The following is a 22,504-nucleotide window of genomic DNA, read 5'->3' as shown; positions in this document are numbered from 1 at the left end:
TACAATGACTACTACTTGTGGGAAGTGGAGGGATGAGGATGAACTCGAGCTTATTGCTGCTCGCAGTAATTCAAGTAATTTTTGCCGGGATTGTTAGTGTGTATTTCTTTAATTTAATGCGCACACAACAACATCATCGCGTGAATATTGACCGTGAGTCGTCGCGTGAAATGGAACGTCTGCGCCGTCTGCGCGCGATCTCGTTAACTGAGCCGTTAGCTGAAAAGACACGCCCTGCTTCGATGCGTGACATTGTGGGTCAAGAAGATGGGTTACGTGCACTTCGTGCAGCGCTTTTTGGACCGCACCCACAACATGTTCTGATTTATGGACCACCTGGTGTTGGTAAGACAGCAGCAGCGCGCGTTGTGCTCGAAGAGGCAAAGCGCAGCATGGGCTCTCCTTTTGCTGCGGATGCTGTTTTTTGGGAGATTGATGCAACGACCGCCCGCTTTGATGAACGAGGAATTGCTGACCCGCTGATTGGATCGGTTCATGATCCGATTTATCAGGGTGCTGGAGCTATGGGGGTTGCAGGAATTCCCCAGCCAAAGCCAGGCGCAGTGACAAAGGCGCATGGTGGAGTGCTTTTTATCGATGAAATTGGTGAATTACATCCGATTCAAATGAACAAATTGCTAAAAGTCTTGGAAGATCGCCGTGTCTATCTTGAAAGTGCTTATTATAATCCGGATGACACAAACATTCCACTCCATATTCACGATATTTTTCAACAAGGGTTGCCTGCAGATTTTCGACTTGTAGGCGCAACGACAAGAAGTCCAGAAGAGCTTCCACCAGCTGTGCGTTCGCGTTGTGTAGAAGTATTTTTCCGGCCGCTAGTACCTGAAGAGATTGGGGTCATCGTCGAGCGCGCTGCTGAGAAGTTGAACATGCCGATCACACCTGACGCGGTTGAAGTCGTGAAACGTCATGCGACCAATGGGCGTGAGGCAGTGAATGTTGTACAGATTGCAGCAGGTATTACTTTGACAGACGGTCGAGGCCAGATTGTTGCAAGCGATATGGAATGGGTCGTTCACAGTAGTCATATCGCACCGCGGCCCGAACGCAAAGTCCCAGCACAACCGCAGGTAGGTGTGGTAAATGGGCTTGCAGTTTACGGTCCTTCGACTGGGTTGTTATTAGAAGTTGAGGCGACGGCAACTCTTGCCACCGTCCCAGGGCGAGGAAAAGTGTCCATTACTGGCGTAGTAGAAGAAGAAGAAATTGGCGGCAGTGGCAGAGTGTTAAAACGCCGTAGCATGGCGCGTAGTTCGGTTGATAACGTAATTACCGCACTGCGCCGAATGTTACCTGTCAATCTGCTGGATTACGATGTGCACGTGAATTTCCCCGGAGGGATCCCTGTGGATGGGCCTTCTGCTGGCGTTAGTATGGCGGTTGCCATTTATTCTGCAATCACAGGATTGAAAGTAGACAACTTAGTGGCGATGACTGGAGAAATCTCAATTTATGGAACAGTACGACCTGTTGGAGGCGTGCCGGAAAAAGTGAAGGCTGCACAAGAGGCTGGCGCAAAGAAAGTACTCATTCCTGCTGAAAATGATCAGTTGCGATTACATGAGGACTCAGACTTACGCGTAATTCCAATTACGCGTATTGAAGAAGCATTGGCGGAAGCTCTTGGCGTAGCTACTCTTCCAGAACCGCTTGCGCGATCGGTGACTGCGCCTGTTTCTGCACCTGGAGCGGTAGCTCAAGGAAGTATATGAATACATCTTGGTTTTTGGAAAAGCATAGTATAGAGAGAACAGAAGCGTCCACGCTTCTGTTTCTTTTCGGGGTGTGCTTTTGCTGTTGGAACAGGGATGCGTCAAATCATGATTGTAGGATGTTTGTCGCTCTTGATTTCGTTCGTTAGACAAAGGAGTGGAATTTCGATACAATGCACAGTGATAAAGCTGTGGGGGTGCAGACAATGGCTCAAGCTGAAATGACAGAGGAACGGATATTGCCGCTACTCCCGCTTCGCGGCCTGCTCGTGTATCCAGCGACAGTTCTTCATTTAGATGTTGGCCGTGAGAAATCTGTCCGCGCTTTGGATAAAGCGATGGTTGAAGATCATATGATTCTGCTAGCGACACAGATGGATACGCAAATTGATGATCCCATGCCGGAAGACATCTACACCGTGGGAACAGTTGCGCGGGTAAAACAGATGATGAAGTTGCCAAATGGGACAATTCGAGTATTAGTCGAAGGGATTGAACGAGCGAAGATCCTCGATTACACGGAGGAAGATGAATGGTTTGAAGTGCGCGCTGAAATCTTAAATTCTTCATTTCACGCGAATCCCGAGATCGACGCTTTAGTGCGTGCAGTGACTCAGCAGTTTGAGCAATTTTTGCAAGTGTCAAAGAAAAACACGGCTGAGACGTATGCGGCTGTGGCTGATATTGATGATCCAGGTCGCTTGGCGGATGCGATTGCAGCAAATTTATCGCTTAAAATGAAAGATAAGCAAGCGATTCTGGAAGCGGTGGATGTTACAGAACGCTTAGAAACGCTGTTGCAAATTTTATCGGATGAGCGGGAAATTCTCGAATTAGAGAAAAAAATATCGCAACGCGTGCGCAAACAAATGGAGCGAACGCAAAAAGAGTACTATTTACGGGAACAAATGAAGGCGATTCAAAAAGAGTTGGGCGATAAAGAAGGCCGCGTGGCAGAAGTCGAAGAACTGCGTGCACAACTCGAGCAGGCTGACCTTCCAGAGAGTGTCTATGAGCGGGTTGATAAGGAAATTGACCGCCTAGAAAAGGTCCCGCAATCTTCCGCTGAAGGTTCTGTCATTCGCACGTATATTGACTGGCTACTCGCTCTTCCTTGGAAAGTGGAGGATCAACCAGAGATCGATATTCATCGTGCGAGTGCGGTGTTAGATGCGGATCATTACGGGTTAGAGAAAGTGAAAGAGCGGATTATCGAATATTTGGCGGTGCAAAAATTAGTCGGTGAGCATCGTGGTCCAATTCTTTGCCTCGTTGGACCTCCAGGAGTCGGAAAAACCTCACTTGCCAAATCCGTAGCGCATGCACTGAATCGCAAATTTGTGCGCATATCACTTGGCGGTGTACGTGATGAGGCAGAGATTCGGGGGCATCGGCGAACTTATGTAGGTGCAATGCCTGGGCGCATTATTCAGGGAATGAAGACAGCTGGCACGATGATCCCTGTGTTTTTGCTAGACGAAATCGACAAAATGGCAAGTGATTTTCGCGGCGACCCGGCATCGGCAATGCTCGAAGTGCTCGACCCGGAACAAAATAGCACTTTTAGCGATCATTACATTGAGATTCCTTATGATTTGTCTAAAGTTATGTTTATTACGACAGCGAACACTTTACATACCATTCCGCAACCTCTCTTAGATCGAATGGAGACGATTTATATTTCCGGGTATACAGAGGTTGAAAAGTTGCGGATCGCAATGGATTATTTGTTGCCTAAACAGCGCAAAGCACACGGTCTAACAAAAGATAAACTGAGCATCAGTCAAGATACGATGTTGCGCGTGATTCGTGAATATACGCGCGAGGCAGGCGTGCGCAATTTAGAACGACAGATTGCTAGCCTATGTCGCAAGGCAGCAAAGATGATTGTCGCGGGGGAGAAAAAACGGGTTACCGTCACCTTGAAAAATCTCTCACAGTTTCTAGGGACACAGCGTTATCGTTATGGGATGGCAGAACAAGAAGACCAAATTGGGGTAGTGACAGGGCTCGCGTGGACGGAAGCGGGAGGAGACATTTTAGCAATTGAAGTGTCTGTAGTCGAAGGCAAAGGACGACTCAATATTACGGGTCAATTGGGTGATGTCATGAAAGAATCTGCTCAGGCGGCATTGTCTTATATTCGTGGAAGAGCAAAGGAACTTTCCATCTCACCTGAGTTTATAGAGACACATGACATTCATATCCACGTACCAGAGGGAGCAATTCCAAAAGACGGACCTTCGGCCGGGATTACGATCGCCACCGCTTTGGCTTCTGCCTTGACAGGGCGACCTGTAGATCGGCGCATCGCGATGACAGGAGAGATTACGCTGCGCGGACGCGTGTTACCTATTGGTGGGGTGAAGGAAAAGTCGCTGAGTGCCCATCGCGCAGGCATCCAAAAAATTTTACTGCCACGCGATAATCAGAAAGATGTCGACGAGGTGCCGGAGAGCGTTCGCGAAAAAATGGAGTTTGTATTTGTTGAGCACATGGATGAAGTTTTACGCCAAGCGTTAAAGTAATTTGCGATCTTAAAAAAGGAGGCGCGCACGTGATTATCCGCTCTGCAGAATTTACGATTTCCGCGGTGCGCCTTGAGCAGTGTCCGGCAAACGGTGAACCAGAAATCGCGTTTGTCGGGCGCTCAAATGTAGGCAAATCTTCGCTATTAAACAAACTGCTCAATCGTCGAAATTTGGCTCGCATTTCTGGGCAGCCCGGGAAAACACAAACATTAAATTTTTACCATATTAACAACACATTCTATTTGGTTGATCTTCCTGGTTATGGTTATGCGCGTGTATCTAAGGAGCTTCGCGCAAAGTGGGGACCCATGGTTGAAGAGTATTTGATGCGTCGGAATTCACTGATACAAGTTGTCCAATTGATTGATGTGAGACATCCACCCACGCGCGATGATCAACAAATGTTTGAATGGCTTCACTATCATGGACGTACCCCGCTTGTCGTCGCGACAAAAGCAGATAAGATTGCGCGCGGGATGTACGCAAAACATACGCAGCAAATTCGTGTAAACTTAGGAATGCAATCCTCCCAATTGCCAGTTATACTCACATCAGCGGATACTGGCTATGGGATTCAAGAAGTGTGGGATACCCTTGCGCGAAAATTGAAGGAATATCCTGGATATAGTGAATCCTCCTTATAATATGTAAACCGAAACATCGCAGATGGCGATGTTTCGTTAGGAGAGATCGCTTGATACGGGGGCGATCGTATGGTCTTGCCCGCCGAGCTCAGTGATGAGCATACCAAGCAAGATCATACCACAGCCGATTAATTCTGCTTTCGTGAGTTGTTGTTTTGTCCAAAGGTAAGTGGCGACAGCAGCAAAAACAGGTTCCATAGAAAAAATGAGCGCTGTTCGAGTCGGGGTTGTAAATTTTTGAAAGGCAGTCTGGGCAAAATAAGCGATAACAGTTGCCAATAAGATACAGATCCATAGAGCCCATTGTACAGTTGGTGTTAACAGAGCAGTCGTTGGATGGGCGAGTGGTGTGTGAGTGAACACTAAAACAAAAAGCGATAAAATGCCGACCGTGAGAATTTCAACTGCTGCAAGCGGTAGTGCAGGATAATTTGGTGCGTACTTGCCGACGGCAATAATTTGCATGGCAAAGGAAACAGCACAGAGTAGTTCGAGAAGGTCGCCGCCATTTAGCGTACCAGACTGACCAAAGGCAAGTAGAAAGAGGCCAATTGCCGCCATGGAAACGCCAATCCAAGCGACTTTTGGAGGTTTTCTTTTCAAAAGCACAATTGAAAAGATGGGAACCAAAACAACGGAAAGTCCTGTGATAAATCCGGCCGTCGCAGGTGAAGTATAGAGTAGACCTAACGTCTGAAAGGCATATCCAGCAAATAGCCAAAGTCCAATGATAAATCCCGCTATGTAAAGGTGGCGGTGAAATGCCGCTCGCCAGGGTGCATAAAGCAGTGCGATGAACAACATGAGCAGACCAGCAACCGTAAAACGGATGGCAAGAAAGGAAAACACGGGGATAAGATGTATTGCATCTTGCACGAGGACGAAGGTTGCCCCCCAAACAAAGGTAATCAAAAGAAGGATGATATCTGCAGTGTAGCGTTTGACCATGTGACAACCCCACCTATTCCTTGCCATTCGTAGTTCAAATGACCTAGATTTATGTAGTCCTATTGTGCCTTGACCATCTTCGTGCGTCAAGCTATTCTCATGATAGAGAAGGGGACGGGATTTGCAGGGTTTTATCGGCTTTTTAAGCTGGAAAACAGGATGACAGATCAAAAAGGTGTCATAGTTCGCTTCAGTTGCGGGTCAAGCAAAGTGTTATAATGAATTGCGTGAAAGTCGGAGATAGATTAGTTTTGTCGGCGACTTGGCGCTGACTATGGAGATGACGGTTATGCAGATTTTGTTGATAGGGCTTAACTATCGAACGGCACCTGTCGAAGTCCGAGAGCGCTTTAGTGTTGACGAATCAGTTCTCGAACAGACATTGCAAGACTTACTTGCAATGTCTGGGGTTCGTGAAGCTGTGATTGTATCGACGTGTAATCGAACGGAAATCTACGCGGTCACGAACCATCGAACACGTGGCGAACAGGATGTGCGTGAATTATTGAGTCGTGTGTCTGGGCTACCAGTCGATGCGTTTGTTTCCTATTTGTATACAGCGGTGGATCACCATGCTGTAACGCACTTGTATCGTGTGGTGAGTGGGCTCGATTCGATGGTGGTTGGGGAGACGCAAATTCTTGGTCAGGTGCGCCATGCCTATCTGTATGCGCAGTCAGCCAATGCAACGGGTCCGGTTTTGAATCAACTCTTCCGTTCAGCAGTTAGTCTTGGTAAGCGTGTGCAGACAGAGACGACGATTGGTCAAAGTGCTGTATCAGTCAGTTACGCTGCCGTGTCTCTTGCCAAAAAAGTATTTGACAGCTTAGCACATAAGACGGTACTTGTCATAGGGGCTGGGAAGATGAGCGATCTAACGCTCACGCACCTTACTGCCCAAGGTGTCAATCGCATATTTATTGTGAATCGGACTTTAGAGCGTGCCAAGGAGATGGCGCAAAGGTTTGGCGGTCGAGCGTTTCCTTTGGATCAGTTAGCACAGGCGCTTTTTGAAGCGGATATTGTGATTAGTTCAACCGGTTCAAAAGAGTATGTGTTAACCTATTCGCTCCTAAGTGATCTCATGCGTCAACGCAAACAGCGCCCTTTGTTCTGCATTGACATCGCTGTTCCGCGTGATATTGATCCGGCACTCGGGCGAGTTACGAATATCTATCTCTATGACATTGATGATTTGCAAGGCGTCGTAGCAGCGAACGTTGCACTTCGCAAACAAGAGTCCCTGCGTGTGGAGGAGATGATTCAAGAAGAAGCTGCCGCCTTTGCTACCTGGTTGTTAGAACAAGAAGTGGTACCTCTGATTGCTGACTTGCGGAAGAAGGCAGTAGAGGTTCAAGAAAGTGTCATGGATAGCTTGGCTCACAAGTTGCCAGAACTTGATGAACGGCAAATGAAAGTATTGCAAAAACATACGATGAGCATTGTAAATCAATTGTTGCGCGAACCTATTGCTCAAATCAAAGAAATGGCAGTAGAGCCAAATGGAGCTGAGGCGATGGCGGCGTTTGCTCGGATTTTTGGGTTGTCTGATTTTTTGCAAGAGCGAGTGAGTGGTGTGGAGGATCAAGTGTTACCGACTTTTCCAGAAGTGCGAGGCGATGCGACAAGGCTTGAGGAAACTGCTGCTGAGCGCAGTTGCTCGCGGGTCGATAAACGCGATGCGCATTCTCGTGATTGGAATGGAACGACGACGCCTGCCATTGCACTTTCTGCGCTATGAGGGGATGAAATGTCATTTTTCAATTCACCCGCCGCGTATACCCTTCTTATCGCGCTGTATGGCGTGAGTATAGGCTTGTTTTATGCCGATTTTTTACGAGATAATCGCATCGCTAGTCGAATGGGTCTAGCGATGCTTTCTGTTGTTTTTGCTTTTGTTACAATGATTATGGGAATACGAATTTCTTTGGATCACCTCTTGCCGTTTTTTTCTTCAGGGCAAGTGATTATTTTTTTTGCGTGGCTCCTTATTGGGGTTTCGATATTTATTAATTATTTTTCGCGAATCGATTATTTTACATTGTTTATGAACATTCTCGGCTTTATTTTTGTAGTATTTGATGCGTTTGTTCATGGTCAATCGCTAGAGGCTACGTATGGACAGCGCGATCTCCTGCTCTTGCACATCGGGGTTGCGCTGGTAAGTTATATTGCTTTTACTTTATCTGTCATCTTTAGTTTGTTGTATCTTTTAGAGGATTCTGCCTTGCGTTTTAAGCGCTTTCAAAGCGGTTCTTTTCGTAGGCTTCCGCCGCTTGAACGATTAGATCTGTATGCATTGCGCTCTGCAGTCATCGCGCTTCCGCTGATGCTATTAGGATTGATCTTAGGGATCTTGTGGTACTTTTTGCTAAGTGGTAAATTCGTGTTGCTTGATCCAAAGCCGTTAGGTGCAATTGGGTTGTCACTGCTTTATGGGTTTTATGCGTATGCGCGGAGTTCTGGTTGGATGACTGGCCGTCGCGCAGCTTGGCTGAATCTCGCGTGTTTTTTTGCGGTCCTGGTTAATTTTTTATTTGTTGGCGAACTGGCGTCAGATTTCCATCGGTGGTGAGGAGGAAGTAAAATGCGTTCATTGATAGTAGGGACTAGGCGCAGCTTATTGGCAAAAACTCAGACAGGGCATGTGGTACAAGCGCTTCGCGAACAATTTAGTGACTTGCAAATTGAGGTTAAGGAGATCGTGACAAAAGGTGATCGCATCCTCGATGTCGCTTTATCTGAAGTGGGTGGGAAGGGACTTTTTATTTCAGAGATTGAAGCCGCTTTATTAACAGGAGAAATTGATTTTGCTGTGCACAGTTTAAAAGATGTGCCTGCACAAGTGGCTCCTGGATTGACGCTTGGCGCTATTCCAAAACGTGAAGATGAGCGCGACGTGCTGGTTACAAAACATGGGCAGACGATTCGCTCGCTGCCGCAAAACGCACGTATAGGAACGAGCTCTTTACGCCGTAGTGCGCAATTGCGAAGTTTGCGTGAAGATGTACAAATCGAGATTTTGCGGGGCAATATTGACACAAGATTGGGGCGGCTTGGCGAATTGGATGCAATTGTGCTTGCGGCAGCTGGGCTTAGTCGAATGGGGTGGTGGGATGGCGAAGGCAATATATCCTACCATGGACATACACTTGTTGGATATGCGCTTCCGCTTCATGATTTTTTGCCTGCTGTTGGGCAAGGTGCATTAGCATTGGAGTGCCGTGCAGATGACCAAGAAGTACTCCAACTGCTACAGGCCGTGCACGATCCGTTCACTGCTCGTCAAGTTTTGGCTGAACGCGCCTTTTTACAGGCGGTCGGGGGGAGTTGTCAAGTTCCGATTGGTGCACATGCGACCATTGAAAATGAAGCAACGATTCGCTTGGAAGGCATGATTGGAGCACCAGATGGAAGCGAAATGTTTCGCGGAGTACAGAGAGGAGAAAATCCACAAGAAATCGGTGAACTCTTAGGGGAACATTTGCTTCAAGCGGGCGGTGCACAAATTTTGCGTGATCTGCAAATTGGAACTAGGTAACGGGCAATGGGGACATTTGTAGGTAAACGTGTGGCAATTACAAGGCCTCTTTTGCAATCGCAAGAGATGATGCGCGCGATTGCGAATTTTGGAGCTGAGCCAAAATGTTATCCTTTGTTAGAGATTCGCTTGCTCACAGATGATCCGTATTTCCAACAAGCTGTACAGCGAGATGTGGACTTGGTTATCTTCACAAGTGTCAATGGGGTTCGCGCTTATGTGCATGCGCGGGGTGAAGACGTGTCTGTGCAATCCTTTCCAAAGGCGCTGTGCGTCGGAGAAAAGACAGCAGAAGCTGCGATGCGCGCAGGAATTCACGTGATAGGACTGCCTGAGCGCTATGCAGCGGAGTACATAGTTGATCTACTGCGAAAAAACGGGGCTCAAGGTCAGCGCGTGTTACTGGTTCGAGGGAATTTGGCAGATCCTTTATTAAGTTCAGCGCTTGTCGAACTTGGCTGCGACGTCTTGGAACTAATAGGGTATGAAACAGTGCCGGGAACAGAGGCGCGCAAACTATGGGACGATATAAAAAATGGGGACATTGACGCAGTCACATTTTTAAGTGGTTCTGCTGCGCGCGTTTTTGCTGCCGCGAAAAATTCGGATGATCAGATCGGGCGCGTGGTTGTGGCGGCAATTGGTCCAAAAACACAGCAAATTCTTGTAGAGTGTCAATTGCCATGTCACGTGGTGGCGCAAGAAGCGACAGCGTTTCATTTGGTCCACGCATTAGCAAATTATTTTGCACTAGCGCCTGATTTTTAGTAGGGTGAGGGTGTTAGGTTTGCCACCGAGAAAAGTTGGGGGGATTAAACGATGAATTTACAATTTGAACGGCACCGCAGATTGCGCAACCATCCTATTTTGCGCGAGATGGTTCGTGAAACGCAGGTCCACATTTCAGATTTTATGTATCCATTATTTGTTACGCACGATGAGGGGCGGCACCCCGTCTTATCGATGCCTGGGGTTGATCATTTAAGCTTAGAAGAGCTAAAACGTGAAGTTGAAACACTAAGTGAGCTTGGCATTCCCTCTCTGATGATTTTTGGGATTCCAGCAATCAAGGATGACCTGAGTTCTGAAGCCTATGCTGAAGAAGGGATTGTACAACAAGCGATTCGAGTTGTAAAACAGGAGAACCCGAAGTTATTGGTAGCAACTGATGTTTGTCTGTGTCAATATAATCCTGCTGGTCACTGTGGCATCGTACATGGCGATCAAATTGTAAATGATGAATCTCTGGAATTGCTGGCGCAAACTGCTTTGTCACATGTTATAGCAGGTGCAGATTTAGTGGCTCCTTCTGATATGATGGATGGACGGGTGGCAGCCATTCGAGCAAAACTCGATGAGGCAGGATTCGTTCAAACCCCAATCATGGCGTATTCCGTAAAGTATGCGTCTGCTTTTTATGGACCATTTCGCGAAGCGGCACATTCTGCTCCAGCGTTTGGCGATCGTCGCAGTTATCAAATGGATCCGGCTAATCTTCGCGAAGCCATTCGTGAAGCACGTTCGGATGTCGCTGAAGGTGCAGACATTTTGATGGTGAAACCAGCTCTTGCCTATATGGATGTCATTCGGGCAGTGAAAGAATCGTTTGACCTGCCACTTGCCGCGTATAATGTCAGTGGTGAATACGCGATGGTAAAGGCAGCTGCAATGCAGGGATGGATTGATGAGCGCTCGGTAGTTATGGAAATGATGACAGGACTGAAACGAGCTGGTGCAGAGATCTTAATCAGTTACTTTGCAAAAGATGTTGCACGCTATCTGCGTGAAAGTGGATCTTAACGGCGGTGTGGAGGTGTTGAAAACATGAGTGAGTCATTTCAAAACGTATCCAACGAACAAGTGGGGGAGAAGTCTGCCGCTGCATTTGCACGCGCAAAAGAAGCGATGCCTGGGGGGGTAAATAGTCCTGTGCGCGCTTTTCGCGCGGTAGGTGGGACTCCGCCTTTTATTGCACGCGGTAACGGGGCTTATTTATACGATATTGACGGGCGCAGGTATATTGATTATCTGCTTTCTTGGGGGCCTTTAATCGCGGGCCATGCTCATCCACTAGTCGTAGAAGCAGTGACAAAACAGGCACAACGAGGGACGAGTTTCGGTGCTCCTACTGAAATCGAAACAGAACTAGCAGAGGAAATTAAACGGGCCTATCCGTCGATGGAATTGGTGCGGATGGTCAACTCAGGCACAGAAGCGACAATGAGTGCATTGCGCTTAGCTCGTGGGTATACTGGTCGTTCGCGAGTTGTCAAATTCACAGGATGCTACCATGGACATGCTGATAGTTTCCTGATTCGGGCTGGATCAGGTGTGGCTACATTTGGTTTGCCCGATTCACCTGGTGTGCCTAGCGCCATGGCGGAGTTGACATTAACAGTCCCCTATAATGACATCGATCATTTGCGTATGGTATTTGAGCAATATGGAGAAGAAATTGCCGCCGTCATAATTGAACCAGTTGCTGGGAATATGGGGTTGGTCCTTCCGCAAGGAGGATTTTTGCAGGCTGTGCGGGAGCTTACGCGCGCGTATGAAACGGTGTTGATTTTCGATGAAGTCATGACAGGGTTTCGCGTCAGTTATGGAGGAGCACAGGAGCGTTTTGGAATTGATCCTGATCTTACGACGTTAGGCAAAGTCATAGGTGGTGGCATGCCTGTTGGTGCATATGGCGGGAAGCGAGAGATCATGGAACTTGTCGCCCCGGACGGGCCCATTTATCAAGCAGGAACCCTCTCTGGGAATCCTCTTGCGATGGCGGCGGGTTTAGCAACTCTAAAGTTACTGCAGACAGAAGGCACTTACGAACGGCTTGAAGCTGTGGCTAAGCGCGTGTCCACAGGGTTTGTCGAAGCAGGAATGCGAGCGGGATTTTCTGTGCAGGCACATGCGATTGGTGCAATGTTTGGCAATTTCTTTGCTGCAGAACCTATTGTGGATTACGAATCGGCTAAGCAGGCGAATGTGCAGCTATATAGCGCCTATTTTCATGAAATGTTGTCGCGGGGTATCTATTTTGCCCCTTCTCAATTGGAAGCTGGATTTGTCTCGCTTGCGCATACGGATTTACAAGTGGATGAGACGCTTGAAGCAATGGATGATGTGATGCAAGAATTGCGTCGGAGGATGCGCTAGGATGGAAGTACAAAGACGTCGGATCGTGCTTGCTGGTCTACTTGTGTCGATGTTTTTAGCGGCGATGGAAGGAACGATCGTCGCAACGGCTATGCCGACGATTATCGGTGATTTGGGAGGATTCTCTTTATTTGCATGGGTTTTCTCCCTGTTTTTGCTTGCGCAAGTTGCCACAATTCCCATCTACGGTCGGCTCGCTGATGTGTGGGGCAGAAAGCGCGTCTTTACGATAGGGATTTTTATTTTTTTATTTGGCAGTTTATTTTGCGGTCTCTCTCATTCTATGTTGCAATTAATTCTTTCTAGGGCTGTGCAAGGGGTGGGTGCTGGAGCAATTCAACCGATTGCAACGACGATTGTTGGAGATATCTACCCCTTGCGCGAACGCGCCCGCGTCCAAGGGTATATTAGTAGCGTATGGGCTCTCGCCTCAATTGGCGGTCCGATGTTGGGTGGATTCATTGTACAAACGATTGGATGGCCGTGGATTTTTTGGATTAATGTCCCGATTGGACTTGTGGCTTGGTTTGGAATCTTTTTCTTTCACAAGGAACAGCTTACGCAAAAACGTCATGTTCTTGATTTTCTCGGATCCATTCTACTTGTCCTTGGCACATCAGCGCTTATTTTGGCTTTGGTACAAGGCGGAGTGGTATGGGCATGGACCTCTTGGCAAAGCATCGCCGTCTTTTTGTTCTCTGGTATTTTTACTTTCTTGTTCATTTTGCGTCAAAGAGTTGCTGCAGAACCAATTTTACCGCTGCAATTGCTGCGCGCGCGAAATATTGCGCTTGCCAATGCAATCGCACTGATCATCGGTGGAATCACGTATGGTCTCTCTTCTTTTACCCCCACTTTTGTTCAGGGAGTGCTTGGTACAAGTGCGGTTGTTGCAGGTCTTACGATTGCCACCTTGTCGATTGGCTGGCCGATTGCGGCAAGTTTGTCTGGGAGGTTGATTTTGGCTCGCGGGTATCGTTTTACTTTTATTCTGGGATTAATTCTCACTTTCTTTGCCACACTGGTCTATCCTTTCTTACTTACAGCGACGTCGAGTCCGTGGTGGATTGCTCTTGGAACTACGCTCTTTGGTTTTGGTCTGGGGTTATCCTCAACGACTTCGCTATTACTGGTACAAACAGTCGTTTCCTATGAGCAACGGGGTGTTTCTACTGGTGTGAACATGTTTGCACGGACACTAGGAAGCTCACTATGGGTTGCCATTTTAGGCAGTGTAATGGACGGGGTGATCGCGCAACACTTAGATTTGTATCCCTCGACGCATTTTTTGCGCGGAGCAACACTCGATGTTACAAATGTGCTGCTTGATCCAGCGCGACGTGCCCAGTTAGCGCCATCTCAACTGCACTTTTTGACGGATGCCCTAGCGGCAGGGATCGACCATGCATTTTGGTTTGTCTGTTGGTCGGCTGCAATTGGCGTGTTACTCACGTTTTTTGTCTCGCCAAGTCTCATAGTTGCAAAACAAGAATCCTCTGATTAATCCCCCTGGAATTTCTCGATCTGTCTTTGTCCGCTCTTTCTAAGTGACCATCAGGCATAACTCGACGTTTTGTGACGTATGGTTTGGGAGAGGCATATGGCGGTAGCAGGGGGGATTGTTTTGACTGAGCAAGAAGACCGACACTCCATTGAATTATTTATTGATCAACAAGTTTTTGTGGATTCCGTTCATGGCAATGAGCAAGTAGCGGAACTTTCAGCACATACGGAAGTGACAACCTTTGATTATCGCGGAGATGAATTATTTCTTGAGGGAAATATACTATTTACCGCCTACCTCGCAAATGACACAGAAGTGACTTCTACACATGCAGATGAAGACTTTGAGCTGGTACAAAACATCCAGCATCGTATGCCGTTTGATTTAAAAGTTCCTGTAAAGTTTCAACCGAAGGGCTTACTCAATATCGAAGTACAGGTTCCAGATGCGATGATGACCATTTTGGGGCCGGGTTGGACTAATATTCAAGCATTTTTAGTGATTGAGGGTCTGTCCCCAACGGGTGGATATACAGCTCATTGTGGTGCTCAAGAAGCAATGGCACCAGCATCATTTGTGCAGTCGGGTGATGTGGAGCAAGAACAACCCCCTTCTGCCGTGACGCAAAGCGAAAAACGTGTCGAATCTTTTCGGCCAAGTTCTCTGGAAACGCCATTTGTTCCACCTACGGGACAAAAACAATCCCAGGAAAGTAGTTTTTCATTTAGTGAATGGTTAAAACCTTTTGAGGTTGACCAATCTTCGGTAAAAGATATGCAGTCACATGGAGAGCTTGCAATGCGCAAGGAGAAAGCAGCAGAGAGTTCTCAAACCGATAGTTTTCACGCACTACTAGGATCTTCTGTGGAAAAATGGAAAATGGATCTAAAGGGAGCCGATCGCGCACTCCATGGATTTTCTACACCAGATGAAGAAGTGAAGAAGCTGGAAACGAGTAAGCCTTTTACTTCGCCTCCGGTACCACAAGCGCAAGAAACCTCTTCGTCTCAGACGAGCCCGGTGTCAGACGAAGCACAGACGTCTCCAAAGGAAGATCCACTTATTTTCCAAGAAGAGACTCCCGCTGATTCTTCTGCTACTTTACGCTTTCATTTTGAACATCTTGAACAGGATAGCCGTGAAGATGATCCAGATATGCATGCTGCGGCGGTAGATTTTGCACGTGTAGAATCAGTTGAAGAAAAAACTGCAAGGCCACTTGAATCAACAATGATAGAAGATGAGCCTGAGCAAACAGAGCAGAGTTCAAAGATGCCTCCTTTACTGACCCTTGATGATTTGAATCCTAGCGCTGTATCTGGGAAAAGTGCGCCGCTTGCACAATCAGCACCTAGTGAGCTCTGGAAAGCAGATGTACAGGAAAAAGTGCGTGAGTGGCCGAATTTTTCACCTTTACGTCAAACAACAAGTGAATTACCAGAGCATTCAGTTGCCGAAGCGATGAATCCATTTAAGACAGGGGCTGCACCTCTACAATCTCAAGTGACATCAGAATCGGAGAATCCCATGTCAAGTCCCAATGTTGCTCCTGGCCTTCGGCACACCTCATCTACTGATGATTCTGAGAATGAAATATCGGGAGCACAAGCTTCGATTCCCCAAGCGATGAGTCCGTTTAAAACGGGAGTTCGGCAAGGTTTTGAGAGTACAACTAAATCTAGTGATACTCTGCCAACTGAGAGTGAGAACGAGCATCTTCTGATTCGGGATACCTCTTTGACTGAACTCGTGCAGCAAGTTACTGCTGAGCAAGAAATCACACAACAAGTTGAACTCTCTGCTAAAGAAGTGAGTATGGAAGTGATGCGGTCTGAATCGTATCAGCAACCAGCAGCACAACCAGCAGCACAACCAGCAGCACAACCAGCAGCACAACCAGCAGCACAACCAGCAGCACAACTTGAGGAAGAAATCTCTTATTTAGGGACTACTGAACAAGCATTGCCAGAAGAAACTGCGGAGGTACAAGAAGTTTTACAAGTAGAGACAAGCACAGAAAAACAGCCTATGCAAATGACTTATAGTGCTGTACCTGAAGAAACAGTTGAAATGTCAGCTGCAGAATGGTTTTGGAAGACGATGAATATTCCTGCCGGAGATACCAAATTTACCATGAAGTTTCGCATCGTGCATGAAACAGAGACCTTGGAGGATATTGCTACATTATACCAAGTGAGTATTTCTGATTTGATGCGAGCAAATCCAATTGCTGTCGACGGGTCTTTGGCTGGCGCGCTGCTATATATACCAGGAGTGCAGTAGTGACAGGGTCTTTTGTTGGCATAGGGAGGTGATTGGGCATTGGACTATGAAAGCATTTTGCATGCGGTGATTCCTCATTATCCAATGCGTGTTTATGACTGGAAGTGGACAACGCCCAATTCCTGCTTGCTAATTACAACTTATGGACATAAGCTGCTGCGTGTCGATCATAACTCTGCGCGTGCCGTTTTGCGCGGACAGGTTTTAGATGCGCTTGCACAGCGCGGGGTAAGAAGAGTGCCAAGGCATATTCGCACAATTTACGGTGATTCGGAAGTTCGTCTCGATGGATATATCTGCACCGTTTCAGATCAGTTGCGTGATCGAGACATCGAGTTGCCAAAAGATGCGCTTGCTGCAATATACAACTTGTCTGTATTACACGAAGCATTGCATGATTGTACTTCTGAAGCTCACACTGCACCTAAACATACTCATGTAAGCGAAGTAATGATTCATGGGCTTAATGTACTTGCACAGATAGAAGAAACTTGTCGCCGTGAACCTCTGACTCCTTTTGCTCATCTGTTGATACCCAATTTGTCGGCGGTGCGCGAGCGGGCGCACCGCAACTTTCACTATGCAAAGGCGGCGGGGTTATTAGAGCGAGCAACACAACTGTCTCCGCAACTGATCTTGGGTCGTTATGAACCGCAAAGCGTCGCTTTTACAGACTTGGGACGGCTTGCAACAATTGATTTTGATGAAATAGGGATGGGCGATTGGGAAATGGACGTAATGTCATTTTGCCGTTCATTATATGTGCGTGGTTTTTCCAAAGAAATTGAACGAGTCCTTCTAGAGTATGGGAAGCACAGGAGCACTGATGCAGATTGGCAACAACGAATTGTGAGTGTTACGAGTTTTCCCTTTTATGTAATCCGCATTGCTCAGCATTATCTAGCAAGTGAACACCACTTTGAGCCTGTGTGGCGAGAGCGCCTGTTACAAGCGCTAACCGGTGATAGCGGGAAGGCATAAGGAGAGATGTTGTATGCCAGATTCTGCTTCAAGCGACGTGAAAACTGTCTGTGAACAGTACGGTATAGATGTTGAAATATTACGTGAATATGAATTTTATCCACGCAAGGCAGCAATTGTTGGGGGGGCACTGCGTCTTGTTACCGATCGTCAAACGGTGTATCTCAAGCGTGCTGCAGTTTCTCATCGTGACCATTTGCAGGCTATTTATGAAGCTGTGGAAGGTCTTTTTGCTAGAGGGGCACGCGTAAGGCGTTTTTTACATACGAAATATGGAGATCCTTATGTTGTTCACGAAACAGGACTGTATTATGCGATGCTGCAGGTTTCTGGAAGTCTGCCAGATTTAGAGGTGCCGCAAGATTTTCTGCAGGCAATTTCTACACTCGCGGAGTGGCATGCGAGTGCAAAAACGTCCCATGAGATCCTCTATCAACCACGTCGAGTCGATTTAACCTACCAATGGAATTTAGAGCGAGCGAAACTAGAAGTTTATCGTGAGTATGCGTTACAGCGTGAGGAGTCAACGGAACTAGATCAAAGATACCTTGCTATCAGGGAGGATTTAGATCGTCAAGTAGGCGTTGCATTGGCGAAGCTAAAACAAATTTCCTATGATCGCATTCTCCAAGAAGCTTTTTTGCGGGGAGAACTCTGTCATGGCAGTTTCGTGCGTCAAAATTTAGTGCAAGCCAAAGATGGGTTATATGTTCTTGATCACGACCATATCTATAGAGGTTCGCAAATGCTTGATTTGGCAAATTTTTATCAGCGCTATGCGGCGCAACAGTCATTCGAAATTGCATTATGTCAACGTGCTTTAGCAATTTATGAGCGGATTCGACCGATTCGAGAGGAAGAATGGCAATTATTAGAAGTTTTGCTGAGCTTTCCTGCCTCTCTCTTGCGTGTGCTTGAATGGTATTACGGACAACGCAGGGATTGGGAAATAGAAGATTTTATTGATGCGTTTGAAGATGCAAGTGAGATGAATGTTGCGCGCAGTGCATGGCATCGCCATCTCTTTGGTGCAGTGGTTGAACCTCCACCTGTGCCGCTTCGTGAATTTTTCGAGAAATACTCAAGCCATTCGATCGCGCCTGGGGATTTTGATCATCGCGATGAAGATCACCCCAAAGAGTTTCGACTATATGAAAAACGAGGAATTGAGACGACTGCATTTGGCACAAAAGAGAAATCGGCAGACACCGGGCCAATCGGATTATGGCGACCTATTCATTCGATGTTTGGAAATTTAGGAGGCGCCAAGAAAGAAAGTGACCAAAACAAGGATCAGACCCGCTAAAATCATCAAATTGATAATAGATGGGAAAAAAAGCATTTGAATCATTGTAAGAAAGATACATCCAAGTAAAATAACCTTTGCAAAACGGGCAAGTGCCATAAAGAAATTAGGCATGAGAATTCCTCCACTCGTAGGATCGACGATCTTTGGCTATCGATTTCTCAATAGATTTCACCATAGCATATGCGTACGCCTTCGTTCGGGTGCTTTTTTTGCTGCAGTTCACAAGTAGCCATTTTCGCGCGACACAAAGACATGGTATATTGTAGGCGCAAAGGTAGCATAGAAATGGGTGAGCGTGTGACAGAAAAAACATCAACAACACAAAAATATAGCGGGTTAACACCTCCGCCTGAAGGCTGGCGTTTTAAAATCATCCTTTATACTGCAGCGGTAGTAGGGGTTATTGGCGCAGCTATCGGGTATCTGCAAAAAGGATCTGATGTCAATAGCATTACAATGGGGATTGGTTTGCCTATGGTGATGGCCCCTTATTTTGTTGTACCTCGGACAAAGACTGCGCGTATCTGGCAAGGGAGTGTCACGGGAGCAGTTGCTGGTCTTGTGGCGATGCTTTTGTTACTCATATTTGCCACGAGTCGGTTTGCCAACCAATGGACAGTGTTTGGAACGGCGTTTTTGCAGTTTTTGATCATGGCAATTGGAATTTCGTGGATGTCAGTCGCGCTAAGTGATTGGGCTGAAAAACGGCGACAAAAATTGGAGGCAAAACGCGCGGACGAAGTTTCTGGAAAAACGCTTGAATCATTTCCTAAGCGTCCGCGATTGCGTGCGCCTAAAAAGGAAGAAATCGCACATCCTGCGCGAGTACATCGGTATAATCGCAAAAAGAAGAGATGACTGCCAGTTTGACAGTGTGATCTGAAGGTATGTATAATGAAGGAAATTGTTCGCGGAATTTCACAGTCAATCAACCTGAACAGGAGTACGTGCGCTCTAGGTCTACAGAGAGGGGAGCCGTGGTTGAAAGCTCTCTGGCTGATGCGCAGGGAATGTCGGTTCGTTAGCTAAAGAAACGCTAGGTTGGGGGTAGCTCCTTATCGCTTTGAGTGTTGTTCGCTTTGGCGTACAAAATGTAAGGTGGTACCGCGGAAGTTCATCCTTTCGTCCTTCAAGGACGAAAGGTTTTTTCTTTTTGTGCAGTTTTGAGGAGGGGTTAGGATGTCAGATCAAAGTGCTATGAAAAATCAAGAATCACCGCTCGGTGTCTATCATGCGCAAGAAATGGAAAACCGTATTTATGAATGGTGGATGCAGGAAGGATTTTTCAGAGCGACAGGAGATGCGCAGAAAAAACCGTTTACAATCGTTATGCCGCCTCCCAATGTCACTGGGGTTTTGCATTTGGGGCATGCGCTTGATAATACGATTCAGGATCTGATCATTCGCATGAAGCGCATGCAAGGGTATGATGCACTTTGGATTCCAGGAACAGATCATGCGGGGATTGCGACACAGACTCGTGTAGAAGCGCAAGTCAGTAAAGAAGAAGGTAGATCGCGTCACGACTTGGGACGCGATGCATTTGTCTCGCGTGTGTGGGCTTGGAAAGAGCGTTACGCTGAAGTGATTCGTTCGCAAATTCGCCGGTTGGGTGCTTCTTGTGATTGGTCGCGGGAACGTTTTACGATGGATCCTGGGTTGTCAAAAGCCGTGCGTGAGGTCTTTGTCACACTCTATGAAAAGGGATTGATATACCGCGGAAACTATATTATTAACTGGTGTCCGCGCTGTACAACGGCACTTTCTGACATTGAAGTCGAGTACGAAGAAACGGTCGGTGCTTTATATCATATTTCCTATCCGTTTGTTGATGGGTCAGGTACACTTACGATTGCTACTACACGCCCGGAAACGCTGTTTGGAGATGTTGCAGTCGCAGTTCATCCGGAAGATGAGCGTTATCGCCATGTGATTGGGAAACGCTTGCGGCTTCCCTTTGGCGAACGTGAGATTCCTGTGATCGCTGATGATTATGTCGATCCCCAATTCGGAACAGGGGCAGTGAAAATTACGCCAGCTCATGATCCCAATGATTTTGAGGTGGGGCAGCGGCATCAACTTGCAGCGATCAACATCATGACAAAAGAGGGTAAGCTCAATGAGCATGCAGGAAAATTTGCCGGACTAGACCGTTTTGAAGCCCGTGAAAAAATCGTTGCAGAACTTGTATCTGCAGGTGTTTTAACACGCACAGAACATCATCATGCGGTTGGACACTGTGAGCGTTGTGGAACGGTTGTGGAACCTTGGCTTAGTACACAATGGTTTGTGAAGATGGAGCCCTTGGCTGTCCCTGCACAAGAAGTTGTCGCTCTTGGAAAAACACAATTTATTCCCGACCGCTTCTCAAAAATATATAGTCACTGGCTTTCGAACATTCGCGATTGGTGTATTTCTCGGCAACTGTGGTGGGGTCATCGCATTCCGGCATTTTATTGTGCAGATTGTGGAGGGACTACAGTGAGTCGGGAAGATCCGATGGTCTGTGTACATTGCGGTAGTTCACGCTTAACGCAAGATGAGGATGTCCTGGATACTTGGTTTTCGTCTGCACTATGGCCCTTTTCAACGATGGGATGGCCAGAAGATGAGGCGGGGGATTTGGCACGCTATTTTCCTACGCAGGTGCTTTCTACAGGTTTTGACATCATATACTTTTGGGTTGCCCGGATGATTTTTATGTCGCTCTTTTTTACGTCCCAACCCCCGTTTGAGTATGTATTGATTCACGGATTAGTGAGGGATGATCAGGGGCGCAAATTTTCTAAAAGTCTTGGCAATGGCATTGATCCGATGGATGTGATTGAGAAGTATAGTGCGGATGCACTACGCTTTATGCTTGTCACGGGAGCTGCGCTTGGACAGGACATGCGCTTTTATATGGAGCGAGTAGAAGCGGCGCAGGCACTGGTCACAAAAATTTGGAATGCTTCGCGGTTTGTCTTGATGAATTTAGATAATGAGTTGATCTATGGATTGCCAGCGCCTGAAGAACGAACTTTGGCAGATCGCTATATTTTACATCGCTTACAAGAAACGACGAGTCAGGCGACGCGGGAACTCGAAGCATTCCAATTCGCAGAGGCTGGAAAAACGATTTACGAGTTTTTCTGGAATGATTTTTGTGATTGGTATATTGAGTTATCCAAAGTACATTTGTATGGTACAGATGCAAGACAAAAGGAACCCACACAAAAGACGCTTACCTACGTATTAGATCACGCTCTGCGTTTGTTGCATCCGTTTATGCCGTTTGTAACTGAACAAATTTGGCAATCCCTACCTCGCGATGGGAAGACAATTATGTTAGCTCCCTGGCCGAACTTTACTGAGGAGTTCGAAGATCCTGCAGCTGCTGACGGAATGGCTCTTGTGATGGATGTGATCCGTTCAGTTCGCACATTGCGGCATGAAAAAAATATTGCTTTGAGTAAAAAAGTTGAAGTGATCTTACGTCCCAAAGCAAAGTGGCAAGCTGTTTTGCAACAGGCAGCTCCGTACATCAATCGTTTATGTAATCCGTCTCTACTTGTCATTGACCCAGATGCTGCATTTCCAGAAGAGCGGGTGACAAGTGTGTTGGCAGATGTAGAGATCGCTCTCTCATTAGCTGGACTTGTCGATCTCTCAGCCGAAAAAACACGTTTGAGTGAAGAAAAGAAGCATCTCGAATTTGAAGTGAAGCGACTGCAGACAAAGCTGGCCAATGAAAACTTTATTGCCAAGGCGCCAGTGGCCATTGTCGAAAAAGAGCGCGAAAAACTACATGATTATGAGCAACAACTTGAAAAAGTAGCTGCGGAATGGGCGCGACTCTTCTCAGTGGCAAATGATCGAGAAGCGGAATAGG

Annotated in this window: 16 protein-coding genes; 15 read left to right on the top strand and 1 reads right to left on the bottom strand. The window is 47.0% G+C overall.

Going from position 1 to position 22,504, the window contains the following annotated elements:
• Positions 1-38 precede the first annotated feature (38 nt).
• From lonB to yihA, 3 genes are all read left to right on the top strand, one after another.
• Positions 39-1,736 (top strand): ATP-dependent protease LonB, encoded by a 1,698-nt coding sequence (gene lonB, locus BM613_RS01860; RefSeq protein WP_109429452.1) that lies wholly within the window; start codon positions 39-41, stop codon positions 1,734-1,736.
• Between the two features lie 206 nt (positions 1,737-1,942).
• Positions 1,943-4,264, top strand: a complete 2,322-nt coding sequence (gene lon / locus BM613_RS01855; RefSeq protein WP_109429451.1) for an endopeptidase La — start codon at positions 1,943-1,945, stop codon at positions 4,262-4,264.
• 29 nt (positions 4,265-4,293) lie between these two features.
• The gene (yihA, locus tag BM613_RS01850) at positions 4,294-4,911 is read left to right on the top strand and encodes a ribosome biogenesis GTP-binding protein YihA/YsxC (protein WP_219930611.1); all 618 of its coding nucleotides are present in this window, start codon (positions 4,294-4,296) and stop codon (positions 4,909-4,911) included.
• Between the two features lie 36 nt (positions 4,912-4,947).
• Here yihA and BM613_RS01845 read toward each other — a convergent pair whose 3' ends face one another.
• On the bottom strand, positions 4,948-5,859 hold the full coding sequence (locus BM613_RS01845; RefSeq protein WP_109429449.1) for a DMT family transporter: 912 nt from the start codon (positions 5,857-5,859) through the stop codon (positions 4,948-4,950).
• Between the two features lie 289 nt (positions 5,860-6,148).
• On the opposite strand from BM613_RS01845, the gene hemA reads away from it, so the two are divergent.
• From hemA to BM613_RS01785, 12 genes are all read left to right on the top strand, one after another.
• Positions 6,149-7,600, top strand: coding sequence for a glutamyl-tRNA reductase (hemA, locus tag BM613_RS01840; RefSeq protein ID WP_109429448.1), 1,452 nt, complete (start codon positions 6,149-6,151; stop codon positions 7,598-7,600).
• 9 nt (positions 7,601-7,609) lie between these two features.
• Entirely contained in the window at positions 7,610-8,434 is an 825-nt protein-coding gene (ccsA, locus tag BM613_RS01835) for a cytochrome c biogenesis protein CcsA (RefSeq protein WP_109429447.1), read from the top strand.
• 12 nt (positions 8,435-8,446) lie between these two features.
• Positions 8,447-9,400 carry a hydroxymethylbilane synthase gene (gene hemC / locus BM613_RS01830; RefSeq protein WP_109429446.1) on the top strand — a complete coding sequence of 318 codons (954 nt, stop codon included), beginning with the start codon at positions 8,447-8,449 and terminating at the stop codon, positions 9,398-9,400.
• A gap of 6 nt (positions 9,401-9,406) precedes the next feature.
• Positions 9,407-10,168, top strand: a complete 762-nt coding sequence (locus BM613_RS01825) for a uroporphyrinogen-III synthase (RefSeq protein WP_109429445.1) — start codon at positions 9,407-9,409, stop codon at positions 10,166-10,168.
• Between the two features lie 51 nt (positions 10,169-10,219).
• A complete protein-coding gene (gene hemB, locus BM613_RS01820) occupies positions 10,220-11,200 on the top strand; it encodes a porphobilinogen synthase (RefSeq protein WP_109429444.1) in 981 nt (326 codons plus the stop codon).
• 24 nt (positions 11,201-11,224) lie between these two features.
• Positions 11,225-12,556, top strand: coding sequence for a glutamate-1-semialdehyde 2,1-aminomutase (hemL, locus tag BM613_RS01815; protein WP_109429443.1), 1,332 nt, complete (start codon positions 11,225-11,227; stop codon positions 12,554-12,556).
• 1 nt (position 12,557) lies between these two features.
• The gene (locus BM613_RS01810) at positions 12,558-14,060 is read left to right on the top strand and encodes an MDR family MFS transporter (protein ID WP_109429442.1); all 1,503 of its coding nucleotides are present in this window, start codon (positions 12,558-12,560) and stop codon (positions 14,058-14,060) included.
• Positions 14,061-14,180: 120 nt separating this feature from the next.
• Positions 14,181-16,343, top strand: a complete 2,163-nt coding sequence (locus tag BM613_RS01805) for a LysM peptidoglycan-binding domain-containing protein (protein ID WP_146192746.1) — start codon at positions 14,181-14,183, stop codon at positions 16,341-16,343.
• 39 nt (positions 16,344-16,382) lie between these two features.
• The gene (locus BM613_RS01800; protein WP_109429440.1) at positions 16,383-17,324 is read left to right on the top strand and encodes a phosphotransferase; all 942 of its coding nucleotides are present in this window, start codon (positions 16,383-16,385) and stop codon (positions 17,322-17,324) included.
• 13 nt (positions 17,325-17,337) lie between these two features.
• Positions 17,338-18,630: a protein kinase family protein gene (locus BM613_RS01795; protein WP_109429439.1), complete on the top strand. Its 1,293-nt coding sequence runs from the start codon at positions 17,338-17,340 to the stop codon at positions 18,628-18,630.
• Between the two features lie 288 nt (positions 18,631-18,918).
• Positions 18,919-19,491 (top strand): PTS sugar transporter subunit IIC, encoded by a 573-nt coding sequence (locus BM613_RS01790; protein WP_109429438.1) that lies wholly within the window; start codon positions 18,919-18,921, stop codon positions 19,489-19,491.
• A gap of 321 nt (positions 19,492-19,812) precedes the next feature.
• A complete protein-coding gene (locus BM613_RS01785; RefSeq protein ID WP_281267802.1) occupies positions 19,813-22,503 on the top strand; it encodes a valine--tRNA ligase in 2,691 nt (896 codons plus the stop codon).
• The last annotated feature ends 1 nt before the right edge of the window (position 22,504 follow it).

The organism is Sulfoacidibacillus thermotolerans, from assembly GCF_003144315.1.
Classification (GTDB): Bacteria; Bacillota; Bacilli; order Alicyclobacillales; family SLC66; genus Sulfoacidibacillus; species Sulfoacidibacillus thermotolerans.
Note: the sequence above shows the minus strand (reverse complement) of the source record. Positions and strands in the feature narration are given on the sequence as shown.